16 protein-coding genes and 1 tRNA gene are annotated in these 22,705 nt (G+C 38.5%); 8 read left to right on the forward strand and 9 right to left on the reverse strand.

What is annotated here, in order from left to right:
- Positions 1–137: 137 nt before the first annotated feature.
- Positions 138–2,159 carry an alpha-amylase family glycosyl hydrolase gene (locus PVK63_RS12345; protein ID WP_274440530.1) on the reverse strand — a complete coding sequence of 674 codons (2,022 nt, stop codon included), beginning with the start codon at positions 2,157–2,159 and terminating at the stop codon, positions 138–140.
- 116 nt (positions 2,160–2,275) lie between these two features.
- Positions 2,276–2,596: a met regulon transcriptional regulator MetJ gene (metJ, locus tag PVK63_RS12350; RefSeq protein ID WP_045101132.1), complete on the reverse strand. Its 321-nt coding sequence runs from the start codon at positions 2,594–2,596 to the stop codon at positions 2,276–2,278.
- Positions 2,597–2,780: 184 nt separating this feature from the next.
- On the opposite strand from metJ, the gene PVK63_RS12355 reads away from it, so the two are divergent.
- The 7 genes from PVK63_RS12355 to PVK63_RS12385 all read left to right on the forward strand — a co-directional run bounded on the left by PVK63_RS12355 (position 2,781) and on the right by PVK63_RS12385 (position 14,393).
- The gene (locus tag PVK63_RS12355; protein WP_130088146.1) at positions 2,781–3,947 is read left to right on the forward strand and encodes an O-succinylhomoserine (thiol)-lyase; all 1,167 of its coding nucleotides are present in this window, start codon (positions 2,781–2,783) and stop codon (positions 3,945–3,947) included.
- Positions 3,947–6,364 carry a bifunctional aspartate kinase/homoserine dehydrogenase II gene (locus tag PVK63_RS12360; protein ID WP_274440529.1) on the forward strand — a complete coding sequence of 806 codons (2,418 nt, stop codon included), beginning with the start codon at positions 3,947–3,949 and terminating at the stop codon, positions 6,362–6,364. The genes PVK63_RS12355 and PVK63_RS12360 overlap by 1 nt, the downstream gene beginning before the upstream one ends.
- Positions 6,365–6,712: 348 nt before the next feature.
- On the forward strand, positions 6,713–7,702 hold the full coding sequence (leuO, locus tag PVK63_RS12365; protein ID WP_130043912.1) for a transcriptional regulator LeuO: 990 nt from the start codon (positions 6,713–6,715) through the stop codon (positions 7,700–7,702).
- Between the two features lie 247 nt (positions 7,703–7,949).
- A complete protein-coding gene (locus PVK63_RS12370; RefSeq protein WP_130087806.1) occupies positions 7,950–9,800 on the forward strand; it encodes an AMP-dependent synthetase/ligase in 1,851 nt (616 codons plus the stop codon).
- Between the two features lie 348 nt (positions 9,801–10,148).
- Entirely contained in the window at positions 10,149–11,870 is a 1,722-nt protein-coding gene (locus PVK63_RS12375; RefSeq protein WP_130047166.1) for an acetolactate synthase 3 large subunit, read from the forward strand.
- Entirely contained in the window at positions 11,870–12,364 is a 495-nt protein-coding gene (gene ilvN / locus PVK63_RS12380) for an acetolactate synthase small subunit (RefSeq protein WP_130087805.1), read from the forward strand. Before PVK63_RS12375 ends, ilvN begins: the two co-directional genes overlap by 1 nt.
- A 133-nt stretch (positions 12,365–12,497) precedes the next feature.
- Positions 12,498–14,393, forward strand: a complete 1,896-nt coding sequence (locus PVK63_RS12385; protein ID WP_130043916.1) for a sensor domain-containing diguanylate cyclase — start codon at positions 12,498–12,500, stop codon at positions 14,391–14,393.
- Positions 14,394–14,721: 328 nt separating this feature from the next.
- Here the strand turns inward: PVK63_RS12385 and PVK63_RS12390 are convergent, their stop codons facing one another.
- The 5 genes from PVK63_RS12390 to PVK63_RS12410 all read right to left on the reverse strand — a co-directional run bounded on the left by PVK63_RS12390 (position 14,722) and on the right by PVK63_RS12410 (position 20,137).
- The gene (locus PVK63_RS12390) at positions 14,722–15,384 is read right to left on the reverse strand and encodes a GntR family transcriptional regulator (RefSeq protein ID WP_130087804.1); all 663 of its coding nucleotides are present in this window, start codon (positions 15,382–15,384) and stop codon (positions 14,722–14,724) included.
- Between the two features lie 182 nt (positions 15,385–15,566).
- The gene (gene pykF / locus PVK63_RS12395; protein WP_130043919.1) at positions 15,567–16,979 is read right to left on the reverse strand and encodes a pyruvate kinase PykF; all 1,413 of its coding nucleotides are present in this window, start codon (positions 16,977–16,979) and stop codon (positions 15,567–15,569) included.
- Between the two features lie 385 nt (positions 16,980–17,364).
- Positions 17,365–17,766 (reverse strand): hypothetical protein, encoded by a 402-nt coding sequence (locus PVK63_RS12400; RefSeq protein WP_130047163.1) that lies wholly within the window; start codon positions 17,764–17,766, stop codon positions 17,365–17,367.
- 83 nt (positions 17,767–17,849) lie between these two features.
- Positions 17,850–19,394 carry a long-chain-fatty-acid--CoA ligase gene (locus PVK63_RS12405; RefSeq protein ID WP_130087803.1) on the reverse strand — a complete coding sequence of 515 codons (1,545 nt, stop codon included), beginning with the start codon at positions 19,392–19,394 and terminating at the stop codon, positions 17,850–17,852.
- A 143-nt stretch (positions 19,395–19,537) separates the two neighbouring features.
- Positions 19,538–20,137, reverse strand: a complete 600-nt coding sequence (locus PVK63_RS12410) for an outer membrane beta-barrel protein (RefSeq protein WP_274440527.1) — start codon at positions 20,135–20,137, stop codon at positions 19,538–19,540.
- A gap of 184 nt (positions 20,138–20,321) precedes the next feature.
- Between PVK63_RS12410 and PVK63_RS12415 the strand changes: the two genes are divergently transcribed.
- Positions 20,322–20,471: a hypothetical protein gene (locus PVK63_RS12415; protein WP_130047160.1), complete on the forward strand. Its 150-nt coding sequence runs from the start codon at positions 20,322–20,324 to the stop codon at positions 20,469–20,471.
- 49 nt (positions 20,472–20,520) lie between these two features.
- Here the strand turns inward: PVK63_RS12415 and PVK63_RS12420 are convergent.
- Together PVK63_RS12420 and rpoD are read right to left on the reverse strand one after the other, a co-directional pair.
- Positions 20,521–20,596: transfer RNA gene (locus tag PVK63_RS12420), tRNA-Ile, on the reverse strand.
- A gap of 152 nt (positions 20,597–20,748) precedes the next feature.
- Positions 20,749–22,590: an RNA polymerase sigma factor RpoD gene (gene rpoD / locus PVK63_RS12425; RefSeq protein ID WP_242504742.1), complete on the reverse strand. Its 1,842-nt coding sequence runs from the start codon at positions 22,588–22,590 to the stop codon at positions 20,749–20,751.
- Positions 22,591–22,705 lie beyond the last annotated feature (115 nt).

Genomic DNA, 22,705 nt, shown 5'->3' on the forward strand with positions numbered 1-22,705 from the left:
AGTGCTCACGTGAGAAGATATTTAAAAATAGGAATTAATGTAAAAATAGAGAAAATAAAGAAAATAGGAAATAATCAGAAATGTGATCTAGCTAATAATTGACCTCATTAGCTAGAAATAGTTCACTTTATATTCGATTATTTACATTTAGAAACCATCATTGATTTTGGTTTTCCTTGAGGATTAAATTCTAAACTCCATACATAATTACCATCTTCAGGAAGATAGATCGCGGTATCTTGGCCGTAGCCACCGTTAATCAATGCATTCGATTGGCCTAGTTTTGGTGATAATCCATCAACAGTGTATTGAGCTCCCCAGTCTTTTGTTGCGTATTGCATTTTATAAGGACCTCGTTTTTCGTTTATCACTACTTGATAGATACCGTTTCCTTTATATTGATAGGATCTAGGTTCTTTGTGGCCCCAGCGAGAATCTGAGAAATCACCTACAAGGTATAGAGTGTCTTTAATGGGCGCATTAGTAATAGGCATTGTCGGATTATCACATTGGGCCATAAAACCGGTGCCATATAGAGTAATTTCTTTTGCTTCTACTTTCGGGCCTGTAGGGTTTGGTTTTTCTATCTTTAAAAATCGGCTTTCGAAGTTAGATAACGAAATGGTATATATTCCTTCAATGGGAGTGAATACTTGGTTAGTTAATAAGTCGACTAAATTACCTTGTGAACCTATCTGTTCAGCTTTAAGAGAAAGCGTTTGGTTCTGCTTTTGAGTGCTAACCATGAATAAAATCGTATTATTTTCTGCTTGCTTATGATCTACATATACCGCCTTATTAGCGATAATATTGGTTCTGACACCTTCCGATAACGCGGGGTTTTCAATACGTAAAGTCATTAACTCTGAGACGTAGGTTTTTAAGTTAAGTTGGTCAGGTGTTAGTGTTGCAGTAAGGCCATGAATTTTGGCGGATGAGCGAGCGATGTGGTCATCACATACTCCTTTAATAGCACAAATGTCTTTATTTTCTTTGTTAGAGAAACCATCAACTTGATCGCCAATTTCATCTCCGTAATAAAGAGTGATAGGGCCGGTATAAGCTGCTTGGAATGAAAGGGCTGCTTTATGACGTAACCAATAATTCCTGTCACTTGGTTCTGCAATATCACCACGTTGTAATAAATCACCAAAGCGAACGACATCATGATTGCCTAGCATTAGGTTTGACGTTGCGTGTGAAGGATAGAGTTCATGCATTTGCATTCCTTCATTAAGCCAATCACCTCCTTTATTTCCTACACCACTCTCATTGACGGCAAAGGTTTCAGCGACACGAAAGCGTAAAGGAAAATCAAAAGCAGAGCAAAGCGCTGGGTTTTGCTCAGTACCATAACCTGTTTCTGTAATATAGCTTTCGTTATTCCAGATCTCAGCCACCATGTAACCGAGTGGGTTAACTTGTTCGCCTTTATTATTAATATACGTCGTGTTTTGTGATGCGTTATCAACGGCTTTTCTAATGTTTATCCAAGATTCAGTAGGGACTTGGTAAGCTTGATCTAATCGCCAACCATCAATCTTTAATTCGGATATCCAATAAGCTGCGACTTCAGAGTAAAAGTCTTCGCTCTCAGGATAGTCAACTGGATTATTGCTGCCACTCGGTAGTAAGCCTGATGGTGATGGTTTAATGAGGCCTTCTTTATGGTGACCAAATACACCATCAAATAAGACATACATTCCACGTTTATGCGCTTCTTCTACTAATTCTTTTGCTTTTTCGAGTGTTCCAAATCGTGGATCTATTTTAAAAAAGTCAGTAGCAAAATAACCGGTAGCATCGAGCTTATCTGCCCAATGATCTTGCCCCTCAATTGGAGCAGATTCAAAAATAGGCGTCATCCAAATGGTATTCATGCCAAGTGATTGAATATAGTCTAATGAATCAATGATCCCTTGCAGGTCGCCATTATGATGACTCGGACCATAGCCAGTACCGTGACCAATGTTTGGATCACCATCAACAAAGCTTTCCACCATAATTTGATAGATGCGTAAATGATTACTTTTTTCCATCATCTGTGGATTACATTGATAGGCTGAGGTTGTTTGTGTTGTTTCTGAGGTTGAACTACAAGCGCTCAGTAGGGAAGTAATAGCGAGTGCTATCGCTGTTTTTGCTATGTTATTTTTCACAGTTAATCCTTTATATTTATAGTAGGGCACTGTGATTGTTTATTAAGCAAGTAGAAATGTAATCCTCCTGATTTATAAAAAATGAGGAGGAGACAGGAGGCGGAGATGAAAGTTATTTACTCGTCGTCAAACGCTTCGAATTCAATGCCCATTGCGGTCATTAATGCTTTTGCTTCTGCAGGAATATCATCAGGGCGGTCTTTACGTAGATCTTCGTCTGTAGGTAAAGGTTGGCCTGTATAAGCATGAAGGAAAGCCTCACATAATAGTTCACTATTCGTTGCGTGACGTAGGTTACTTACTTGGCGACGCGTACGTTCATCAGTAAGGATTTGCAGTACCTTTGTTGGAATAGAAACAGTAATTTTTTTTACTTGTTCGCTTTTTTTACCATGTTCGGCATAAGGACTTAAATAGTCACCATTCCAATCAGCCATTGTTCACCTTCGTTCAGAATTATTGATGTTGAGTTAGAGTCTCTAATTCTAGCGATATTTACGGCTATAAGCAAAGATATATAGACGTCTAGAAGTATTGACGTCTCATTTTGTGGTGGTAAAGTAGAAGAATATAACTTATGGATTAGATTATACCACTGCTTAGCAGTTTGGAAGGGAAATTATGAGCGAGAGAAAACCGGCAACTATTGCAGTTCGTACTGGCATTGAAAGCGATTCACAACATAATGCGGTTGTGCCTCCTATCTACTTATCAACTAACTATAGCTTCCCTGAATTTGGTGATGTACCAAAGTACGATTATGCTCGCTCAGGAAACCCAACTCGAACACAACTAGAGACCACCTTATCTGATTTAGAGTGCGGTGCTGGTGCGGTTGTGACAAACTGCGGTACTTCAGCTCTTAATCTAATGGTTTCAGCTCTGCTTGGTCCTGATGATCTTATTGTTGCCCCTCATGACTGTTATGGCGGAACGTATCGCTTATTTAACACTCGCGCTAATAAAGGTGACTTCCAAACCTTATTTGTTGATCAATCGGATACTAAGGCTTTAGATGCCGCCATTGCTAAAAAGCCTAAACTTATTTTATTAGAGACCCCTTCTAACCCATTAGTTCGAGTGGTAGATATTGCTGAAATTTGTCAAAAAGCCGCAAAAGTAGGTGCTTTAGTTGCTGTTGATAACACTTTCCTTTCTCCTGTCTTACAGCAACCTTTAACGCTTGGTGCTGACTTTGTCCTTCACTCGACAACTAAATACATTAATGGTCATTCTGATGTTGTTGGTGGCGTATTAATCGCAAAAACACAAGCGCACGCAGATGATCTCGCATGGTGGGGGAATTGCATTGGTGCAACAGGCACTGCATTTGATAGCTACTTAACCTTACGTGGTATTCGTACCTTAGGTGCGCGTATGCGAGTGCATGAAGAGAATGCAATGGAGGTGCTGAAGTGCCTTCAAGAGGAAGCATTAGTAGGCACAATTTATCACCCAAGTTTACCTGAACATCCGGGCCATGATATTGCTAAACGCCAACAATCAGGATTTGGTGCAATGTTAAGCTTTGAGCTAAATGGGTCATTAGAGCAATTAAAAGTGTTTGTAAAAGAGCTTAAATATTTCTCTTTAGCTGAATCACTTGGTGGAGTAGAAAGTCTCATAGCCCATCCGGGTACCATGACCCATAGAGCGATGTCTGATGAAGCGCAAGCAGAAGCCGGATTGGCTCCAACACTATTACGTATTTCCGTTGGATTAGAAGACAGCCGAGATCTGATTGCCGATCTTAAACAAGCCTTCCTTGTAGCAGCAGGAGTGAAATAATGATAGGAGTCGTCACGCGCCAGTTACATAAATTTGGTGGTAGTAGCCTTGCTGATCCGGAGTGTTACCGTCGTGTAGCTACCATATTAAAAGAATATTCTCATGATCATGATTTAGTGGTTGTCTCTGCTGCGGGTAATACAACGAACCGAATTTTAGAATGGTTTGAGGCACTATCAAAAGATGGTCGCCTTGCGCATGAAGTATTGGGATCCTTACGACAATACCAACAAGGTTTAGTCTCTGAATTATTGACCGTTGAAAATGCAGAGCCATTGCTTGAGGATCTGCATAAGGAGTTGGTCGCTATTGGTCAATTACATGCACCTTTGACAGAAGTTCAGCAAGCGGATGTACTTGGTCATGGTGAAGTATGGTCTTCAAGATTACTTGCTGCTTATTTAAATCAAATTGATCTACAAGCTACTCCGCTCGATTCTCGTACTTTTTTACGCGCAGAGCGAGCTGCTCAGCCAGAGGTTGATCGCACACATTCTTGGCCATTATTCAAAGAGCAAATTGCTCAGCATCCTCATGGGCGTATTGTGATAACCGGGTTTATGGCTTGCGATCAAAAAGGAGAAACCGTTCTGCTTGGGCGTAATGGTTCAGACTATTCAGCAACAGTCATAGGCGCATTAGCTGAAGTTTCTCGCGTTACCATTTGGAGCGATGTCGCTGGGGTATTTAGTGCCGATCCTCGTAAAGTCGACGATGCGTGTTTATTGCCATTACTTCGTTTAGATGAAGCGAGTGAGTTAGCTCGGTTAGCTGCTCCTGTATTGCACAGTCGAACATTGCAACCTGTTGCCCAGAGTGCGCTTGATTTAAGTTTACGCTGCAGTTATCAACCAGAATCAGGTTCCACTCGAATTGAACGAGTATTAGCTTCTGGGCGTGGAGCGAAAATTGTTACGTCACTTGAAGAAGTGTACTTAATTCAATTAGGCTTTGGTCGAGGGCAAGATTTTGAACGTGCAAAACAAGAGGTCCTTTCCCTTCTTACTCGCTCTCAGCTTCAGCCTTTGGCTTTAGAAGCACAAGCGGATCAATTTACATTATTACTTGCTTATACCTCTGAAGTCGTCAATGAAGCATTAGACGTATTACAGAGCTCTGCTGTTCATGCTGAGATTAAACTCAAAGAAGGCTATTCGATGATCGCTGCCGTTGGGGCTGGCGTGACAAGCAATGCTATTCATAGCCATGGTTTCTATCATCAGCTAAAAAACTGTCCACTTGAGTTTGTGTGCGAATCTGAATCTGGGTTAAGTTTGGTGGCGATATTACGCACGCTAGATACTACGCCTGTGATCAATGGCATTCATACGCATTTATTTCAGGCTCAGAAGCGGGTTGCACTGGTTTTATGTGGGCATGGCAACATTGGATCTCAATGGTTATCTCTGTTTACTCAACAAAAACGTAATCTTGAAAAGCGTCATGGGATGCAGTTTTCTCTTGTTGGCGTAATTGACCGTCACCGCCATTGGCTGGATTTTGATGGATTAGAGAGCGCTGCGATAACGAAATGCTTTGATGATGAAGCAATTGCTTATCAAGAATTTTCTTGGATAGAACAGCTTGGTGCAATACAGGGTTACGATGATGTGCTGGTATTAGATGTCACAGCAAGTGCCGAGCTATCACAGCAATATACAAAAATTGCAGAGCAAGGTATTCATCTTATTTCTGCTAATAAAGTTGCAGGCTCAGCACCAAGCGATGAATATCAAGCTGTGATTGATGCATTTGCTAAAACAGGTCGTCATTGGCTATATAATGCAACCGTTGGTGCAGGCCTTCCGATTAATCACACAGTAAGAGATTTACGAGAAAGTGGTGATGAGATCCTTGCGTTATCCGGTATTTTTTCAGGCACCTTATCTTGGTTATTTCAGCAGTATAATGGTGATGTACCGTTTACAGAGTTAGTTGATCTCGCATGGCAACAAGGATTGACTGAACCAGATCCAAGAAACGATTTAGATGGTTCTGATGTCATGAGAAAGCTAGTTATCTTAGCTCGAGAGGCAGGGTTAAAAATTGAACCGACTCAAGTTAAAGTCGAATCTTTAGTGCCTACTGAATTAAAAGATGTCAGCTTAGACGATTTCTTATCAAAAGGAGAACTCATTAATATAGAGTTGCTCGAACGCTTAGAGAAAGCCAAAAAAGAACAGAAAGTATTACGTTATGTTGCTCGTTTAAATAAAGATGGCAGTGCGACAGTAGGCATTGAAGCCTTGTCTGAATATCATGCTTTAGCAAATTTATTACCTTGCGATAATATTTTTGCTATTGAAAGTAAATGGTATAAAGATAACCCATTAGTTATCCGAGGTCCTGGGGCAGGAAGAGAGGTAACAGCCGGAGCTATTCAGTCAGATTTAAATCGTATCTCTGCGCTTTTTTAATACCTTAAATAACCGTCTTATTATTTGAGCCATGTTATATAACATGGCTTTTTTGTACTCATTGTAAGAACAAACGGATTTAACACGTTTTTAGGTTATTTTATATTTTTTATCAGGTCCTTGTTTTATAGGGGCTTAGCTGCAATTAAGTTAAATTAAGCATAAATTAAAATTAAAATATTTTGCATGCTATGGATTTTGTAAATCTATTCAGTGATGATGGCCCTGAGTTGGCTAACATATATACGATAAATAGTTCGAAACATAACAATAATAAGCGTAGCCACTCATTCTTTAGCTATTAATTTTTTTGAATTAATTGATTCACTGCCGATTGAGAGAACCATAATGAATACGCCCAAAATTACCCCAATGCTTGGAGATATAGCAGGAAATAGTGTCAGTTCAGAACAGGTGCTGAGAAGTGTCGATTTAAATCTATTAACTGTATTTGATGCTGTGATGCAAGAGCAAAATATTACACGTGCGGCTCACAATTTAGGAATGTCACAACCAGCAGTAAGCAATGCGGTTTCTCGATTAAAAGTTATGTTTAATGATGAATTATTTATTCGTCATGGAAGAGGCATACAACCGACACAACGAGCTCGCCAACTATTTGCTCCAATGCGCCAGGCATTACAATTAGTCAAAAATGAATTGCCAAGCTCTACATTCTCTCCTGAAACATCAGCAAGACAATTTAAACTCTCTATTTGCAGTCCATCGGACATTCGTTTTGCTCCGCGCCTTATGCGAGATATTCAACAAAAAGCGCCCTATATAAACCTTAAGCTATCTGGTGAGCATGAATCTGATATCGCTCAAAAATTACGTTACCAAGAAGTCGATTTCGTTATTGATTATGTGCGCTTTGATCAGCCGGGATACATGAGTACCGAGTTATTTACTGATGAACTTGTGGTTGTAACCTCTGTAAATCATCCTCGAATTCAAGGAAGCATAACAAAAGATCAGTTGGCGAGTGAGAAACATGCCGTGCCAGCTCGTCTTGAGAATACCAAAGGTTTTGCCGATCATATTTACATGGACCCAATTTATGAGCAAGCTTATAAAGGGGCCAGTATCAGCAATATTCTTTATGTAGTTTCTCAATCAGAGTTGATTACCGTAGCACCACGATGGCTAGTAAACTCAATGCCAAATCGTGCTCAGTTATCGATTCTTGACTTACCATTAGAATCAAAAAGTATCAGTGGTTACTTAAGCTGGCACGATTCATACCAAAAGGACAAAGGGCATATTTGGATGCGTGACCAACTAATGCTTATTTGTGGTGAAGAAGTCGTAGCATCAAGTAAAGGAATGATGTTTTAGTTTACGGTATTAGAAATAGTATAAGTGTTTTAGGCAGTGTATTTACACTGCCTTTTTTGTCGGTGCTCATACGATATAAATAAAATGTAGCTTTTAAATAATTAAATTGTTAATAGCACACTCGTGAAATGGGTTTCACACAACAATACTTACATTTTATACAGAGAAACAGTTGCCTTTTTTGCCACCAATTGTACACTTTGTGCAGATTATAGCTTACAAGTGTAAGCCTAAAGGTGAATTCGAGATGACTATCCAAAACCCACATATTGTAAAAGAGATCCGCCAACATATTGCTAATAAGCCAAATACTACCGCATTGCGTGAACGTAAGTGCAGTATTTTAATTGATACTGAGTGCGAAGCGTGGAGTGATATTACTTGGGGGCAATTTGGTGAGCAAATGGATACATTATCATTAGCCCTATTAGCTCATGGATTGAAAGTACAAGAAAAGGTAGGGATATTTTCAAATAATATGCCTCGTTGGACGGTTGCCGACTTTGCAACGATGCAATTGCGTTCTGTACCTGTACCTATTTACCCAACAAATACACCAACTCAAGCGGCTTACATTATAAATGACGCTGATATTCGTATTTTATTTGTTGGTGAACAAGCTCAATATAATGCCGCCGTGGTTATTTTTGAGCAATGCCCTCAATTGACTCATATTGTAGCATTGAGTGATGATATTGATTTAAATGATCATCAAGCGGGTATCTCGTGGAATGATTTTGTTTCTAAAGCTGATGATATACATAAAGAGGAGCTTCAAGCTCGTCTAGATAGCGCTGAAATGGATGACTTACTGACATTGATTTATACCTCAGGTACAACCGGTGAGCCAAAAGGCGTGATGTTAGATTATATTAATGTCGGTTCACAGCTAGAGGCGCATAACACAAATTTAGCATTAACAGAAAAAGATGTGTCACTGTGTTTTTTACCTTTATCTCATGTGTTTGAGCGTGCATGGACGTTCTATGTGCTTTATAAAGGCGCAACAAATTGCTACCTACCAAATACAAACTTAATCAAAGAAGCGTTGATAGAAGTCAAACCAACAGTCATGTGTGCTGTTCCTCGTTTTTATGAAAAGATTTTCTCAACGGTTCATGAAAAAGTATCTCGTGCCCCCGCTCATCGCAAAGTGATGTTCACTTGGGCTGTAAACATGGGCGCGAAAATGTCAGCGTGCCAGCAAGAACAGCGTGAACCATCATGGCTACTTAAACAATCACATAAGATTGCAGATAAACTAGTATTGTCAAAGCTACGCATGATTTTAGGCGGTAAGATCAACTTTATGCCATGTGGTGGTGCAAAATTAGATGCGACAATTGGGCGTTTCTTCCATGCACTTGGCGTAAATGTAAAATTAGGTTACGGCATGACAGAAACCACAGCAACGATCTCATGCTGGGAAGATGGTAAATTTCATCCGGATTCTATCGGAACATTAATGCCTGGTGCCGAAGTTAAAATTGGTGAGAGCAGTGAAATTCTTGTTCGTGGCCCAATGGTCATGAAGGGGTATTACAATAAACCTGAAGAGACAGAAAGTAACTTTACTGAAGATGGCTTCTTAAAAACCGGTGATGCAGGTGAGTTTGACGCAGAAGGTAACTTATATATCACTGACAGAATTAAAGAGTTAATGAAAACGTCTGGTGGTAAATATATTGCACCACAAGTGATTGAAGGTGCGATAGGCAAAGATCACTTCATTGAACAAATTGCCGTTATTGCCGACACTCGTAAATTTGTATCTGCACTTATTGTTCCTTGCTATGACGCTCTAGAAGAGTACGCGAAAGAACTAAATATTGCTTACCATGACCGCATGGAACTAATAAAACACAGTGAAATCGTAGAGATGCTTGAAAAACGCGTAGCAAATTTACAAAAAGAATTAGCTCGTTTTGAACAAGTGAAAAAGTTTACTTTGTTGTCTAAAGAATTTTCGATGGATAAAGGCGAACTGACGCCAACTCAAAAACTACGTCGTAAAGTGATCAATGAGCGTTATCAAGACGAGATTGAAGAAATGTACGATGAGAAAAAAGATCAAAAAGGAAAGAAAGATAAATCATAACTAATCGTTATCCTTCTGAATAATAAAAGAAACCAGTCTTATATAGGCTGGTTTTTTTATATAAAAAAAATACCATTTCATCAATTTTATTTTATATAAAATCAGAGCCTTAGTTTTCAACCTTAAATATATCGATGATTTTAATAAAACACCTCTAGACCAACGTGCTAATAAAAGGTTAAAGTTGTTTCGTGATGGTGGTTTTTGTTATCAATAACTGTTATCTACATAGGATTTTAATTTAATTAATATCGGTTTAGGCTAAAAATAAGCCCTAACTATGTAAACCATGAACTTATCGATAATTCATTTCGTATAAGTTTAGGGTTTAAATGTCTGGAGATAAATATGGAAATGTTATCTGGCGCAGAGATGATCGTACAGTCTCTGATTGATGAAGGTGTTGAGCACATTTTTGGGTACCCTGGTGGTTCAGTGCTAGACATTTATGATGCACTACACATGAAATCTGAGGATATTCAGCATGTGTTGGTAAGACATGAGCAAGCCGCTACGCACATGGCTGATGGATTTGCTCGAGCAACTGGTAAACCGGGTGTGGTTCTTGTTTGTTCAGGCCCTGGAGCAACCAATACGATTACAGGAATCGCAACCGCCTATATGGATTCTATTCCGATGATTGTGCTTTCTGGAAACGTACCAAACAGCATGATTGGAACTGATGCTTTTCAAGAGTGTGACATGGTAGGTGTTTCTCGTCCGATAGTTAAACATAGCTTTTTAGTTAGAAAAGCCGAAGACATTCCTGAAATTATAAAAAAAGCATTTTATATTGCTTCAACAGGCCGTCCTGGACCTGTTGTTATTGATATCCCAAAAGATGTCATGAGCCCTGCGTTTAAATTCCCTTATCAATATCCGACGTCGATGTCATTGCGATCTTATAATCCAACGACAACAGGGCATAAAGGTCAGGTTAAAAAAGGCCTTAAAACCCTTTTAGCTGCAAAAAAACCAGTGCTGTATATTGGTGGTGGTGCTGTTATCTCATCAGCAGAACAACACGTTATTAAATTAGCAGAATCACTTAATTTACCTGTAGTCAGTACGCTTATGGGCTTGGGTGCTTTTCCTGGCACACATAAAAATGCATTAGGTATGCTAGGTATGCACGGTACCTATGAAGCGAATATGGCGATGCATAACGCTGATTTAATCTTTGGTGTCGGGGTGCGCTTTGATGATAGAACAACCAATAATTTAGAAAAATATTGTCCTGATGCCACTATCATGCATATTGATATCGATCCTTCATCTATTTCTAAAAATGTTCGAGTTGATGTACCTATTGTTGGCTCGGCAGAGGTCGTTTTAGAGTCGATGCTTAAATTACTTGTTGAGCAAGGTGGAAGTAATGATGAGGCAGCTTTAGAACAATGGTGGAAAGAAATTTCAGTATGGCAAGATAAAAAATGCTTATCTTACGAAACCTCACCTGACCGTATTAAGCCTCAACAAGTGATTGAAACCTTACATCGACTAACGAATGGTGATGCTTATGTCGCGTCTGATGTTGGTCAGCACCAAATGTTTGCTGCGTTATATTACCCATTTAATAAACCACGTCGTTGGATTAACTCTGGTGGCCTTGGCACCATGGGATTTGGCTTACCAGCCGCATTAGGTGTGAAGTTTACTCATCCTGATGAAGTGGTTGTGTGTGTCACTGGTGATGGCAGTATTCAGATGAACATTCAAGAGCTATCAACAGCATTGCAATACGATATTCCAGTTAAAATTATCAACTTAAATAACCGTTTCTTAGGTATGGTTAAGCAATGGCAAGATATTATCTATCAAGGTCGTCACTCTAATTCTTACATGACATCAGTACCTGATTTTGCTGCGATTGCAGAAGCTTATGGTCATGTTGGTATTCGAATCAACCATCCTGATGAGCTTGAATCTGGATTAGAGAAGGCGCTGTCATTAACAGAACGCCTGGTGTTTGTTGATATAAATGTAGATGAAACAGAGCACGTTTATCCTATGCAGATCAAAGGTGAGGCAATGGATAAAATGTGGTTAAGCAAAACGGAGAGAACCTAATGAGACATATTATTTCACTATTATTAGAGAATGAATCAGGTTCTTTATCACGCGTAGTAGGCTTATTTTCTCAGCGTGGTTATAACATTGAATCGTTAACCGTATCACCAACAGAAGATCCAACGCTTTCTCGCTTAAATATTACGACAGCAAGTGATGCGATGGAACTTGAGCAGATCCAGAAACAATTACATAAATTAATTGATGTAATTAAAGTTCAAGAAGTGACGGAAACTGAACATGTTGAGCGAGAGTTATTATTGGTTAAAGTGAAAGCCAGTGGTTTTGCAAGAGCAGAAGTGAAACGTACAGCAGATATTTTTCGTGGACAGATTGTTGATGTAACCAGTTCTCTATATACCATTCAGCTTGCTGGAACGTCAGAGAAGCTTGATGCATTTATTACAGCCGTCGCAGAGGTAACTGAAGTCGTTGAGGTAGCAAGAAGTGGCGTCGTTGGCATTGCTCGTGGAGAAAAATCACTAAGAGTGTAACCCTGTAGTCGTTTCCCTTATTTAGTTACCATTGTTTAATAGAGCCTTCTTTTATCATACAAGAAGGCTTTATTGTTAATGCTATAAAGCTACATAAAATGGAAAGTTGTAAAGTGATTGTATGGAATAATATATGCCTAACAAGAAAGTAAAAATAACAGTGTATTCCGCATGTGTATATTTGTGTTTCTCTATAATAACAGCACTGTTTTTTTATAATGATTTCCTGAAGAAAAAAACAGTTGCTATTGAGCAAATCAAAAAAGAATCGACTCGACAATTGGCTTATAGCCATCATGAATTCAATGAACTTACTAATCGTATAGCTAACACATTAGATCTCGTTTCTAAAAGTCGTCCTTTATATGATTATTTTTTATACCCTTCCTCACGTGTTCAGCAAGCGGTTGAATCCTCTTGGCTTCGTCTTATGCAAGTTGAAAAGTTCTTTTCAACGTTGGAGTTAGTCAATGAGAATGGAGACAGTTTATTTTCATTTACTTATGATGTGGATACTGGAAAAACCATAAAACAGATAACCGGTGAGCAAGCAGTTAACGATTTACACTTAAAGACACTTACCCAGCTACCTGAAGGGCGTATTTTTTCTGAAGGGGTTATTCTTAATCATAAATTAGCAAGCTCAGGAATATATAAACCAATGATGCAGATATCTATCCCTATTGATATCTCCGGTGTAAGAAAGGGGTATGTATTAGCAGAGTTAAGTGATTCTAGTATCGTTAATGTAGTAAGGTTTTCACCAACACTTAGTATCTCACCTTCTATTGTTAATCAAGATGGTTATTATCTTTTAAGTGATAAACCTGAAGAGATATTTGGCCATTTAGTTAATGGTAGAGAAGACAAAACACTAAAAGAAGAAAAACCAGAACTGTGGAATATCATGTCAGAGGTGCAAGTTGGCAGCACTTATTTAAACGGTAGCATTTATTCTTTTTATCGTTTTTCTATTGATAAAAGGTACCCTAATAAAGGCGCTTATTTTTTACTTAGTTATCCTGAGAAGGCGCTTGAAAAGTCTTTTTATTACCTAAAAGTAGAGGTGGTAGAAGAGGCTGCCATTGTTTTTCTATTGCTCGGTTTAATTGTTATTCCTTTAGGGATCTTATTAACGTCATGGGATAGGTCAAACCTAGATAGCCAGTTAGCAAAATCGGCATTGGAGGGGATGTCAGCAGTTGTTATCACCGATAAACATCAGCGTATTATTAAAGTAAATACGGCATTCACTTCAATTTCTGGTTTTACATCAGATGATTCTATAGGGAAAAGTACTTTTGATGTATTGGTGTCACACTGTGAACAATCTCAGAAAAGACTGAATAATTGGAAACAAGTGGAAGAACTTGGAGCGTGGCAAGGTGAAATTGATGTATTAGGAAAGAACCAAGAAGAACTAAGTTTATTAGTTAGAATACAATCAGTTATGAACAAAAGAAACGAAGTTCAGTATTATATTATTTCTTATATTGATATTACACAGCGAAAAATATTAGAAAAAGAGCTACGTTATCTAAGTGAAAAAGATTCACTTTCTGATTGCTGGAATCGACGTAAATTTGAATTTGAATTAGAAAATCAGATGCTATTAACCAATCGTTATAACCCTGTACACCAATGCTGTTTAGCCATTTTAGATATTGATTGGTTTAAACGTATTAATGATACTCTTGGACATGAAATTGGTGATGAAGTCATTAGGTTGGTTGCCAGAGTATTGAAAGATGGCAGCCGAGAAACTGACTTTGTGGCTCGAATAGGTGGTGAAGAATTTGCGATTATCATGCCGCATACGGAATTAAAAGATGCAGACATGGTCATTAACCGACTTCGTATTGCCGTTTCTCGTTTAGATGAGTACCAAGTAACCATTAGCGGAGGTTTAACGGACATTAATCTCTCTAGAGAAAACGCTTACAAGTGCGCAGATCTTGCTTTGTACGAGTCAAAAGCGAATGGAAGAAATAAGGTTTCAGTGTGTACAAGCGTGGCTGATTTAGCCTAAGTTTACGATTTACTCATTAGACTAAAGTCTAAGTTTGTCTATACTTACTTTCATCAATAAATAAGTCTGTAGTAGGATACTAATATCAACTCATCATTGGTATGAAAGCATAAAAAGGAGAGCTCAACAGGCTAAGTATGATGTGAGGTTTCTATGTTTACTGACTTTTTAGTAAGGCTTACTGTAGGAAGTTTGGCTGTTTTAGGTTTTAAGTTGAGTGCGATTTACTTCCTATTAATGGTGCTATTAATTAGCACTCATAATAAAGAATTTTTCGGATGGTAATAAAAACCAGACATTGTCTGGTTTTTTCTTTCTATTTTTGTATTTAAGCCGAAAAAGAAGCTGATAACATATCCATTGTTTTTAAATAGTAATTATCTAGAAGTTCTATGGATCTATTTGAATTACGAGATAAAGCGAGCTTCATTAGAGCTTCATGATCTTCTAGGTAGTTGATTTGTGATTGATAAATGCTTTGGTTATCAGATTGTAGGTGATGATAGCGCTTAATTTGATTTGTTAATTCTTGATGAAATTTATACATAATAGGCGCATTAGCACCTTCAATGAGCGCACTGTGGAATGCTGAATGGCGATCTTCCCATTCTTTCAATACATTAACTGATGACTCTTCTAGACTTACTTTGCTTAATTTATGAAAGCTAGTAAGAATGTTTAATTCCCAAGCTTCATCACCATTTAAAATAGATTTTTCAAGTAAAACCTTGCCAACAACTCGTAAACCTTCAAATAGATCTTTTAACTCTTCTTCGGATATAGAGGCTACCCAACAGCCTTTTTGAGGTTCTAATGTTACGTATTTATTCCAAGATAACTGCACAAGAGCTTCACGAATAGGGGATGCTCCAACGTGGTAACGTTCTTTTAATTCGGCAACAACTAATTTTTGACCAGGTATAAGATCGCCATTAAGGATATCTTGATAGATCATTTTTGATACTTTATCTGTAAGGGTTGGACTAGACACAATAGGCTCTCTTATAAATTCGTATTATTTATGAAAGACATGTAAAACAACATACCGTCACAAATACTGTTATTTATTTGTAGTATATCGTGTTGTATCTATGGCGCAATAAATTTCATAAAAAAAGAGGGCCAAGGCCCTCTTTTATTGAACGTATTGTTAAAGCGATCTAAATAGTCGAATTATAGTACGTGTACAGATGCTGTGTTTGTTGTGCCTGATGGAACTAGAGCACCAGAAACCATAACAACGATGTCGCCTTTCGCGCCGATACCAGACTCAAGAGCTAGTTCTTTACCGCGTAGGTAGAATGCATCAGTACTGTCGATAGAATCAACAACCATTGGTGTAATACCTTTAGAAAGACAAAGCTGTGCAGCAGTCTTAGTATTAGTTGTTACAGCGATGATTTTAGCTGTTGGGAAGTATTTACGGATTGAGCGAGCTGATTTACCAGCTTCAGTAGCAACAACGATAACAGGAGCGTTTAGTTTCTCTGCTGTATCTACTGCACCTTTACACACAGCTTCAGTAATACGTAGACGTGGGCTGTCTAGACGAGAGCCTAGCTCTGCTTTTAGTGCTGAATCTGTACGAGCACAGATTTGAGCCATGATAGTTACCGCTTCAACAGGGTATTTACCTTTAGCTGATTCACCAGAAAGCATTACTGCATCTGTACCATCCATGATTGCGTTAGCAACATCACCCGCTTCTGCGCGTGTTGGACGTGGGTTTTTGATCATAGAATCAAGCATTTGAGTTGCAGTGATTACAACTTTACGTGCACGGTTACATTTTTCGATCATCATCTTCTGAGCGAAGATTACTTCTTCAACTGGGATTTCAACACCAAGATCGCCACGAGCAACCATGATACCGTCAGAAGCTTCTAGGATTGAATCGAAGTTATCAACACCTTCTTGGTTTTCGATCTTAGAGATGATTTGAATGTTCTCGCCGCCATTAGCAACAAGAAGTTCACGGATTTCTTTAACGTCTTCTTCTTTACGGATGAAAGAAGCAGCAACGAAATCAACACCTTGCTCACAACCAAATTTAAGGTCAGCTTTATCTTTTTCAGAAAGAGCAGGAAGTTGAACAGAAACACCAGGAAGGTTAACACCTTTGTTTTCGCCTAGGTCACCGTTGTTAAGAACTTTACATTTAACTTCAGTTTCAGTTGTCGCAACAACTTCCATTTCGATTAGACCGTCATCAACAAGGATAGTGTTACCAACTTCAAGATCTTTAGCAAAGCCTGGGTAAGTAACAGCAACAACGTCTTTGTTACCAACAACAGAAGTATCTGTTGTGAATGTGAAGTCTTGACCTGCAACTAGAGCAACATCGTCGCCGTTTTCTAGTTTGATTGTACGGATCTCAGGACCTTTAGTATCAAGAAGAATAGCAAGTTGCTTGCCAGTGTTTTTCATTACTTGACGTACGTTATCAATACGTTGGCCGTGTTCTGCGAAGTCGCCGTGTGAGAAGTTTAGGCGCATAACGTTCATGCCAGCATTTGCTAGTTCAGTTAGTTTTTCAACAGATTCAGTTTTTGGGCCGATCGTACAAACGATTTTGGTCTTTTTCATGTGAGAAATCTCTCCAGATGAGTATATTTAAAATGATAAACGCAGTAATGCTCAGCCAATGTTTGAAGTGTTGAAAAATTACAACAGTTTGTTCTTCATAAAACACGATAGCTAAGCATTGAAATTCAATAATTACCTGTATTTTAGCTCGAAAAGAGTAATGGATTATTGATTCAGGTAAACAATTTGTACTTTAATCACAATATTAAAAACAAATTTACATTACTCGACATAATTTCGAACATGTCTTTTTCGTAAGTTTCTATCTATTTTGACGCAAATTCTAACAGCAAAAGTCGTGAAGATCACTTTCTAGTTAGTATGATCTTTGGCAAATATTTATTTTATTACTCGAAATAAAAAAGGCGCATTAAGCGCCTTTATATTATTGATTTTCAATTGGTTGATATGCTTTAAGTTTTTGCATACCTTTAGCTAACTTAACGAACCAAGTACCAATAGCAAGGACAGAGATTACTGCACCAACAATTGGAATTGCAGCATAAACTTTATCAAGGACAGAGCTGTCTACCCAATAATCAAGACCCGCAGCCATACCACTCATTGTTGCAGCTGTTACTGCTAGAACAACGAAAAATGTTAGGAAAAGAAAAAAACTTTTAATGATCGCGTAGTAATGGCTATCAATGACTTCATCATTTGTGCCCTTATTCATTTGGTAGCCTGCATAAATAATCGCAACAATACCTGAAGCCATAAGAGTAATTGGAGTTAGTAGGCTTGCGATATAAGCAAACCAAATACCATTATCTGTTTTCTTTGACATAATATTTGTCCAGTAATGAAATGAATACTTGCAAGTATATACCTTATTTTTATTATGGGAATATACTTGCGAAGTTGTGATGTTTATTTCAGCATTCTTTTTAAGATTTTTCCTGTCGCTGTCATTGGCAGAGCTTCAACAATATCAAGATGTTTAGGACATTTATAATCAGCTAGCTGTTCTTTACTCCACTTGATTAACTCTTTTTCTGAAATAGAGTGACCCTCTTTTAAAATCACAAATGCTTTAACCTCTTCGCCAAAACGAGGATGCTCAACACCAATCACAGCAACAAGGTGAACTGAAGGGTGCTTCATATACACTTCTTCTACTTCTCTTGGGTAAATATTGTAGCCACCGCTAATAATTAATTCTTTTAAACGGTCAACGACATAGATATAGCCTTCATCATCGAAGCGAACAATATCACCGGTATGAAGCCAGCCATCTACTATTGTTTTCGCTGTTTCTTGTGGTTTTTTGTAATAACCTTTCATTACATTATGGCCACGGATAACTAATTCACCTTCTTGGCCTGTTGGAACTTCATGGCCATTTTTATCGACTACTTTCATGGTTACACCAGGTAATGGTTGCCCAATACTTCCCGGCTTACGTTCAAACTCTAGATGATTAAATGCAGCAACAGGTGAGGATTCTGATAAACCGTAACCTTCAATAACAGGCACTTGTAGCTTCTCTTCAAATTGTTTCAATATTTCTACAGGCATAGAGGCGCCACCTGAGATTGCCACCTTCAGAGTTTGTGCTATTTCTTTAAGATAAGCACCTGGGTGTTTTTCTGCATAAGCTAATAGACCGATAAACATGGTTGGAACACCTGCTAAGTGTGTCACCTTATGTTCATGTATCTGTTGAATAACTGTCTTTGGTACAAAGCGAGGAATAAGAACTAAAGCGCTACCAGCAAGGATGGAGGTGTTCATTATCAGTGATTGACCAAAAGTATGAAAAAGAGGAAGTATAGCAATACTAACATCAGTGCCCTTTTGGTTGGTTAATGCTTGGCAAGCCTGTGCATTACATAACATATTACTTTGGCTTAATTCCGCCCCTTTTGCAGCCCCGGTTGTTCCTGATGTGTATAGAATTACACAACTGTCTTCTGCAGAACGATACACCGTTTCAAAGGTCTTTCTGCCTGTTTCTAACCATTGATTAAAAGAGTGCGCAGCTGTCGGTTTTTGAGAGTCTGGTGTGGTTTCGATAAGGATAAAGTGTTCACAAAAATCGGCTTTTGTGTAGCCTTCATAACCAAATTGGCCGATAGGCATTGCGTCAGAACCTTGATATGAAATCAGAGCTACGGCATCGGAGTCTTTTAAATGGTAAGCAACTTCATCACCTTTTAGCATGACATTTAAAGGAACGACAACAGCGCCTATTTTTTGAATCGCATAATAGGCAATAACGAATTCTGGCGTATTAGGGCAAGAGAGGGCGATTTTTTCATTTGGTTTAATATTTAACTGACTTAGATGATCCGCAATGGCGTTCACTTTTTGATTTAATTCTTGATAAGTAATTTTCTGATCTTGAAGGATTAAAGCGATATTGTTTGGACGAAAAGTGGCGTTGCGCTCAAGATTATTGGCTAAATTGTACATAGTTAACCTTTATTGTTATTAGTAAATATTGAATATCTGGAAGTGTATATCAAGAAAGAAATAAAAGCAGAGAGGAAAAAAACATTTTATTCGTTTATTAAGAATAAGAGCAAAGGTTGAGAGACCAATGCTCCATTTTGTGACTAGAACTTATAAGAAGCACCAAGATATAAAGAGTCTAATGCATAGAGATTGGTCTCTGAGTCATACCCATTCGTTGACTCATATTCAACCGCATACATATCCATTTCATAAGCTGCTCGAATTTGAACGCCGCCTAATGCTTTTGGTGTGTATTCAACACCAAATCCAAACTTAAAGGCCGCTCCGTTATCGTCGGTTAATTGATCTTCAGTTTGATTTAAATCTAAACTCGACATACCAACTAAACCAAAAGGCCTAAGACCATTATCAAAGGTGTATCCTAAGTTTGCTGCTAAGGAAATAGACGTTGGCTTCATTGAATAACTACCAATTTTCGCTTTGGCTGTACCATAGTCAGTATACGTTCCTTCAATACCTACTATTTTATTGAATTGATAGCCTAGATAAATTTTTGTTGAGTTGCCATCAGCTTCTGCAGAGAGAAGGTTATTATTATTGTCATTCCAAGCGTCTTCCTCTGAATAACCAAATGAGCCGAAACCTGCTCCAACATAAAAGCCATTAACTTTAGGTTGATCGTTAGCAAGAGCATAAAAAGAGGTACTGGAGATAAGAAGGGATAAAAGTAGTCGTTTCATTGATAGCTCCATGATCAAAGTAATTATCAATCAGTATAGGTAGCTTTATTGAATATCCAAATTATTAATGCTTTTTTGTGAGCCATTGATAGTGCAATTGGTTCTTTGATAGTGCTATTTGCTATTTTTCATTGAACGAGAGATCTTGAATAATAGTATTCGAATAATTTCTAGGATGGAGTATATGAATAAAAAAGGATTATTAGCGATTGTTATTGCATTGATTATTGCAGCCGTATGTACTTCAGGGTTGATGAGAGCAGCAATAGAATTATCTATATTTTTACTCTTGGTGGGCTATTTATTAATCATCAAGAAAAAGAAGATAAATTAAAAAAGCAAAAAGGCTGATAAGTAAAAATACTTATCAGCCTTTTCTAATTTGGTGGCCCCTCCCAGATTTGAACTGGGGACCGAACGATTATGAGTCGTGCGCTCTAACCACTGAGCTAAGGGGCCGTTGTAGGTGGTGATTATAGGGGAAGATGAAAACAGTGTCTAGACATAAGGCGTCTGCTTTTTAATCACTTGATTGAAAATATGCATCCAGATCGAAAAAAGGTGAGCCTAAGCCCACCTTTTTGATTCTATTAACAAATAATTATGTTTAATTATTCGTCTAAGAAGCTACGTAATACTTCTGAACGACTTGGGTGACGCAATTTACGAAGTGCTTTCGCTTCGATTTGACGAATACGCTCACGCGTTACATCAAACTGCTTACCTACTTCTTCAAGAGTATGATCGGTATTCATATCGATACCAAAACGCATACGAAGTACTTTTGCTTCACGAGGAGTTAGGCCTGCAAGAACGTCGTTAGTTGCAAATTTCAAGCTTGTTGAAGTTGCAGAATCAACTGGAAGTTCAAGGGTGTTATCCTCGATGAAATCACCTAGGTGTGAATCTTCATCGTCACCGATTGGTGTTTCCATTGAAATTGGTTCTTTAGCGATCTTCAGAACCTTACGGATCTTGTCTTCAGGCATTTGCATGCGCTCTGCAAGTTCTTCTGGTAATGGTTCACGGCCCATTTCTTGTAGCATTTGACGCGAGATACGGTTCAGTTTATTGATCGTTTCGATCATATGAACTGGAATACGGATCGTACGTGCTTGGTCAGCGATTGAACGAGTGATCGCTTGACGGATCCACCATGTTGCATAAGTAGAGAACTTGTAACCACGACGGTATTCAAATTTATCTACTGCCTTCATTAGACCAATATTACCCTCTTGGATAAGATCTAGGAACTGAAGACCACGGTTCGTGTATTTCTTAGCAATAGAGATAACAAGACGTAAGTTTGCTTCAACCATTTCTTTTTTCGCACGGCGAGCTTTAGCTTCACCGATAGACATACGACGGCTGATGTCTTTGATGTTCTCTACAGGTAAACCTGTTTCTTTTTCGATGCTGTCTAGTTTAGAGATTGAACGACGAATGTCTTCTTCGTAACGCTTTAAACGCTCAACGTATGGCTTGTCTGAAGCCATGATCTCATCAAACCATTCAATCGATGATTCGTTACCAGAGAAAAGTGAAATGAATGATTTTTTAGGCATTTTGCCGTATTCCACACACATACGCATAACTAAGCGCTCTTGTGTACGAACACGATCCATGCTGCCACGCATTTCTTTTACTAGGTAATCAAACTGTTTAGGGATCAGCTTGAATTCACGGAATACGTCAGTAAGCTCGCCAATCGCTTCGCGTGCTTTTGCGTTATCACGGCCATGCTCTTCAAAAGCAAGCTGCATATTGTGATAAGAAGTACGAAGCTCTGTAAATTTCTCCAAAGCAAGCTCTGGGTCAATACCTACATCTTCTTCTTCTTCGTCTTCAGTTTCTTCACCATCATCATCTTCATCGTCTAGATCAGATTCACTCAGTTCTGAGCCGATGTGTGTTGCTGTTGGTGCTGCAGAACCATCATCATTTGGATCAACAAAACCAGAAATGATATCAGTAAGACGAATCTCTTCAGCTTGAACTTTATCAAATTGTTCTAATAGGTATGAAATAGCGCCTGGGAATTCAGCAACAGAGCACTGAACTTCATTGATGCCTTCTTCAATACGCTTGGCGATGTCGATTTCGCCTTCACGAGTAAGAAGTTCAACGGTACCCATTTCACGCATGTACATACGAACCGGATCCGTTGTACGGCCAATTTCACTTTCTACACTTGATAGTGCGGCTGCAGCGGCTTCTGCTGCATCTTCATCAGTTACGGCATCATCATCATTTAATGACATATCATCAGCATCAGGTGCGGTTTCTACCACTTTGATACCCATGTCATTGATCATTTGAATAATATCTTCAACCTGCTCAGAATCTACAATTTCTTCTGGTAGGTGATCGTTAACTTCTGCGTAGGTCAGATAGCCTTGTTCCTTGCCTTTGATTACAAGTAATTTTAGCTGTGACTGCGGATTTTGATCCATAGACGGTATCCTACTTCTGGTCTGTGTGAAGGAATTAGTATGCGAAATGCAAACCATTAATAATAGCAAATGTATCTATTTATGACTACTGAGTAATCATTTATCACACCATAAT

The sequence above is a fragment of the Aliivibrio sp. S2TY2 genome, from assembly GCF_028765525.1.
GTDB classification, from domain to species: Bacteria; Pseudomonadota; Gammaproteobacteria; order Enterobacterales; family Vibrionaceae; genus Aliivibrio; species Aliivibrio finisterrensis_A.

Bases quoted from the DNA above. Each gene is read 5' to 3' on its own strand.
- PVK63_RS12385 (WP_130043916.1), top strand. From the start codon at position 12,498: ATGCCTAACAAGAAAGTAAAAATAACAGTGTATTCCGCATGTGTATAT.
- PVK63_RS12360 (WP_274440529.1), top strand. From the start codon at position 3,947: ATGATAGGAGTCGTCACGCGCCAGTTACATAAATTTGGTGGTAGTAGC.
- PVK63_RS12405 (WP_130087803.1), bottom strand. From the start codon at position 19,394: ATGTACAATTTAGCCAATAATCTTGAGCGCAACGCCACTTTTCGTCCA.
- PVK63_RS12415 (WP_130047160.1), top strand. From the start codon at position 20,322: ATGAATAAAAAAGGATTATTAGCGATTGTTATTGCATTGATTATTGCA.
- PVK63_RS12410 (WP_274440527.1), bottom strand. From the start codon at position 20,137: ATGAAACGACTACTTTTATCCCTTCTTATCTCCAGTACCTCTTTTTAT.
- rpoD (WP_242504742.1), bottom strand. From the start codon at position 22,590: ATGGATCAAAATCCGCAGTCACAGCTAAAATTACTTGTAATCAAAGGC.
- PVK63_RS12400 (WP_130047163.1), bottom strand. From the start codon at position 17,766: ATGTCAAAGAAAACAGATAATGGTATTTGGTTTGCTTATATCGCAAGC.
- pykF (WP_130043919.1), bottom strand. From the start codon at position 16,979: ATGAAAAAGACCAAAATCGTTTGTACGATCGGCCCAAAAACTGAATCT.
- metJ (WP_045101132.1), bottom strand. From the start codon at position 2,596: ATGGCTGATTGGAATGGTGACTATTTAAGTCCTTATGCCGAACATGGT.
- leuO (WP_130043912.1), top strand. From the start codon at position 6,713: ATGAATACGCCCAAAATTACCCCAATGCTTGGAGATATAGCAGGAAAT.
- ilvN (WP_130087805.1), top strand. From the start codon at position 11,870: ATGAGACATATTATTTCACTATTATTAGAGAATGAATCAGGTTCTTTA.
- PVK63_RS12355 (WP_130088146.1), top strand. From the start codon at position 2,781: ATGAGCGAGAGAAAACCGGCAACTATTGCAGTTCGTACTGGCATTGAA.
- PVK63_RS12375 (WP_130047166.1), top strand. From the start codon at position 10,149: ATGGAAATGTTATCTGGCGCAGAGATGATCGTACAGTCTCTGATTGAT.
- PVK63_RS12370 (WP_130087806.1), top strand. From the start codon at position 7,950: ATGACTATCCAAAACCCACATATTGTAAAAGAGATCCGCCAACATATT.